The organism is Micromonospora sp. NPDC002411, from assembly GCF_053592955.1.
Window position 1 is genome coordinate 1 of the sequence record NZ_JBSFBM010000494.1, and the last position, 3,656, is coordinate 3,656.

The following is a 3,656-nucleotide window of genomic DNA, read 5'->3' on the forward strand; positions in this document are numbered from 1 at the left end:
GCAACGCGCGGGCGTTCCGGGTCACCGCCGGCGGCCGGTCGGTCAGCGCCGCGTGCGCCTGGGCGACCTCGGCGACGTCGGACGGGTTGCGCAGCCGCTCCCACTCGTCGATCAGGCTGGAGTCGACCTGGCGGACCAACTCGCCCAACCACTCGATGAGGTCGATCAGCTCCTCGGTCTTGGCGTCCTCGGGCACTGTCTGCCGCAACGTCTTGTACGCGTCGGCCAGGTAGCGCAGGACGAGGCCCTCCGAGCGGGTCAACCCGTAGAACTGCACGTACTCGGTGAAGGTCATCGCCCGCTCGAACATGTCGCGGACGACGGCCTTGGGGGAGAGCTGGTGGTCGGCGACCCAGGGGTGGCCCTGCCGGTACATCTCGTACGCGGCGTTCAGCAGCTCGTCGAGGGGCTTCGGGTGGGTCACGTCCTCGAGCAGTTCGATGCGGGCCTCGTACTCGATGCCTTCGGCCTTCATCGCGGCGACCGCCTCGCCGCGCGCCTTGAACTGCTGCGCGGACAGGATCTGCCGGGGGTCGTCGAGGATCGACTCGATGACGCTCAGCACGTCGAGGGCGTACGACGGGGACTCGGCGTCGAGCAACTCGATGGCGGCGAGCGCGAGGGGGGACAGCGGCTGGTTGAGCGCGAAGTCGAGCTGGAGGTCGACGGTGAGCCGGATCCGCCGGCCCGTCTCGTCCGGCTCGGGCAGCTCCTCGACCACACCGCCGGCCCGCAGCGCCCGGTAGATGGCGATCGCCCGGCGGATGTGCCGACGCTGCGCGGCGGCGTCCTCGTGGTTGTCGGTGAGCAGGTGGCGCATCGCGCTGAACGCGTCCCCGGGCCGGCCGATGACGTTGAGCAGCATCGAGTGGCTGACCTGGAAGCTGGACGTCAGCGGTTCCGGCTCGGCGTCGACGAGCCGGTCGAAGGTGGGCTGACCCCAGCCGATCGAACCCTCCGGTGGCTTCTTGCGGACCACCTTGCGCCGCTTCTTCGGGTCGTCCCCGGCCTTGGCGAGGGCCTTCTCGTTGTCGATGACGTGCTCGGGGGCCTGCACCACGACCCGGCCGATGGTGTCGTAGCCGGCCCGACCGGCCCGCCCGGCGATCTGGTGGAACTCCCGGTTCTTGAGTAGCCGGGTACGGACGCCGTCGTATTTGGACAGGCCGGTGAACAGCACGGTGCGGATCGGCACGTTGATGCCGACGCCGAGGGTGTCGGTGCCGCAGATGACCTTGAGCAGGCCGGCTTGGGCGAGGGTCTCCACCAACCGGCGGTACTTGGGCAGCATGCCGGCGTGGTGCACGCCGATGCCGTGCCGGACCAGCCGGGAGAGCGTCTTGCCGAAGCCGGCGGTGAACCGGAAGTTGCCGATCGCCTCGGCGATCATGTCCTTCTCGGCGCGGGTGGCGACGTTGACGCTGGTCAGCGCCTGGGCGCGCTCCAGTGCGGCGGCCTGGGTGAAGTGCACCACGTACACCGGGGCCTGCTTTGTCTCCAGCAGCTCCTCGAGTGTCTCGTGCAGCGGCGTCATCGCGTACGAGAAGATGAGCGGGACCGGCCGCTCGGCCGAGCGCACCACGGCGGTCGGCCGCCCGGTGCGCCGGGTCAGGTCGTCGACGAACCGGGTGGTGTCCCCCAGGGTGGCGGACATCAGGATGAACTGGGCCTGCGGCAACTCGATGATCGGCACCTGCCACGCCCAACCCCGGTCGGGTTCGGCGTAGAAGTGGAACTCGTCCATGATCACCTGGCCGACGTCGGCCTTCGTGCCCTCGCGCAGCGCCAGGTTGGCCAGGATCTCCGCCGTGCAGCAGATGATCGGGGCGTCGGCGTTGACGCTGGCGTCGCCGGTCAGCATGCCGACGTTCTCGGCGCCGAAGACCTCGCAGAGCGCGAAGAACTTCTCCGACACCAGGGCCTTGATCGGCGCGGTGTAGAACGTCGTCCGGTTGTCGGCGAGAGCCGCGAAGTGCGCTGCGATCGCCACCAGGCTCTTACCCGAGCCGGTCGGAGTGTTCATGATCAGGTTGGCGCCGGAGACGATCTCGATGACCGCCTCCTCCTGATGGGGGTAGAGGTCGAGGCCGCGCTCCTTCGCCCAGCCGGCGAACGCGTCGAAGAGGGTGTCGGGGTCGGCGCTTCTCGGTAGCGCGGCGGTGAGCGTCATAGCCTGTCCATGGTGCCTGGATCATGCCCCGGTACGCCAACCCGGCCTCCGCCGGCCCCTCCACGGGGTGGTCTTCGCCGGTCAGCGCCGGCGGTAGATCAGGTCCGCGACCGGTCGACCGGCCGTGATCGCCCGCCGCTCGAACTTCGTCACCGGGCGATGCGCCGGACGTGGCGCGAAACCGCCGTACGCGTCCACCAGCTCCGGATCCGCATCCAGGGTCTCCCGCATCGCCTCGGCGTACTCGGCCCAGTCGGTCGCGCAGTGCAGCGTGCCGCCGGAACGCAGTCGGGACCGCAGCAACGCCACGTGCGCGGGCTGGATGATCCGCCGCTTGTGGTGGCGCGTCTTGGGCCACGGGTCCGGGAAGAAGACGTGCACCGCGTCCAGCACACCCTCGGGCAAGCCGCTGACCAGGGACAACGCGTCGCCCTCCGCCACCCGTACGTTGCGTAGGCCGCCACGCTCCACCAGGTCGAGCAGGTTGGCGATTCCCGGCGTGTGCACTTCGACCGCCAGATAATCTCGGTCCGGGTCGGCGGCAGCCATCGCTGCGGTGCTGTCACCCATGCCCGAGCCGATCTCCAGCACGACCGGGGCCCGGCGACCGAACAGGTCGGGCAGGTCCACGGGCACGACCGGTCCGTCCGGCACATTTAGGCCGTACGCGGGCCAGAGCCGGCCCAGCGCGTCGGTCTGCCGGTCGCTCATCCGACCCCGACGGGGGTGGAACGTGCGGATCGTCCGGCTCGCGGGCGGGACGGCGGGGTCATGGTCGGTGGTGGTCACAGCGACCCGAGCGTACGCGACGCCGTCGCCGGATCGGATGTGATGTGCGACCGGAAATGAGAGGATCCAACTGGTACGGCAGGTCGGGTGCTCCGCTGCCCGACACGGCCGCGCGGCGTCGAGAGGGGGCATCGTGACAGTGACCCGGGGCGGCGTGATCCTTTCCGTGCTGACCCTGCTCGCCAGCCCTCTGCTCGCTGCGCCTCCGGCGTTGGCCGCCTCTCCCGTGCTCGCGGTGCCCAAGCCTGTCGCAGCGGTGCTTGCCGCTCCTGCGGCCGCGCCCGCGCCGCAGCCCGGAGGGCCGCCTGGTGGCGCGCCTCAGCCGGCGCCGGTGGACATCTTCGTCGAGGTGAGCCCGAGCACCGTGCAGCCCGGCTACCTGGTCGGCATCCGGGCCAGTTGCCGGGACAACTCGGTGGGTGCCACCGTCGTCTCGGACGCGTTCGGCGCGGTCGGTGTGCAGCCGCAGCGCGGGGTGCTCACCGCCGCGCCGATGGTGCGCGAGCGCACCCGTCCCGGCAACTACCGGGTCAAGCTGGAGTGCCGGGACGGCGAGACCGCCTCGACCATGCTCCAGGTGGTCAAGAAGGTGGGCCTGATGGCCGCGGTCTTGTGGAGCGCATGCCTGATGGTGATCGTCGCCGGGCTGTACCTGCTGGGCAAGATCGCCGTCCTGCTGGCACCGCTGGCCATCGCG

The 3,656-nt window shown here is 70.4% G+C and carries 3 protein-coding genes; 1 reads left to right on the top strand and 2 read right to left on the bottom strand.

Annotated features, from left to right (window positions below; genetic code table 11):
- Both ACWCO3_RS32805 and trmB read right to left on the bottom strand, forming a co-directional pair.
- Nucleotides 1-2,170, bottom strand: a 2,170-nt coding sequence (locus ACWCO3_RS32805) for a DEAD/DEAH box helicase (protein ID WP_450013805.1), incomplete at its 3' end; no start/stop codon positions are given.
- 81 nt (nt 2,171-2,251) lie between these two features.
- A complete protein-coding gene (gene trmB / locus ACWCO3_RS32810) occupies nt 2,252-2,959 on the bottom strand; it encodes a tRNA (guanosine(46)-N7)-methyltransferase TrmB (RefSeq protein ID WP_423438255.1) in 708 nt (235 codons plus the stop codon).
- A gap of 133 nt (nt 2,960-3,092) precedes the next feature.
- Between trmB and ACWCO3_RS32815 the strand changes: the two genes are divergently transcribed.
- Nucleotides 3,093-3,656, top strand: a 564-nt coding sequence (locus tag ACWCO3_RS32815; protein ID WP_450013808.1) for a hypothetical protein, incomplete at its 3' end; no start/stop codon positions are given.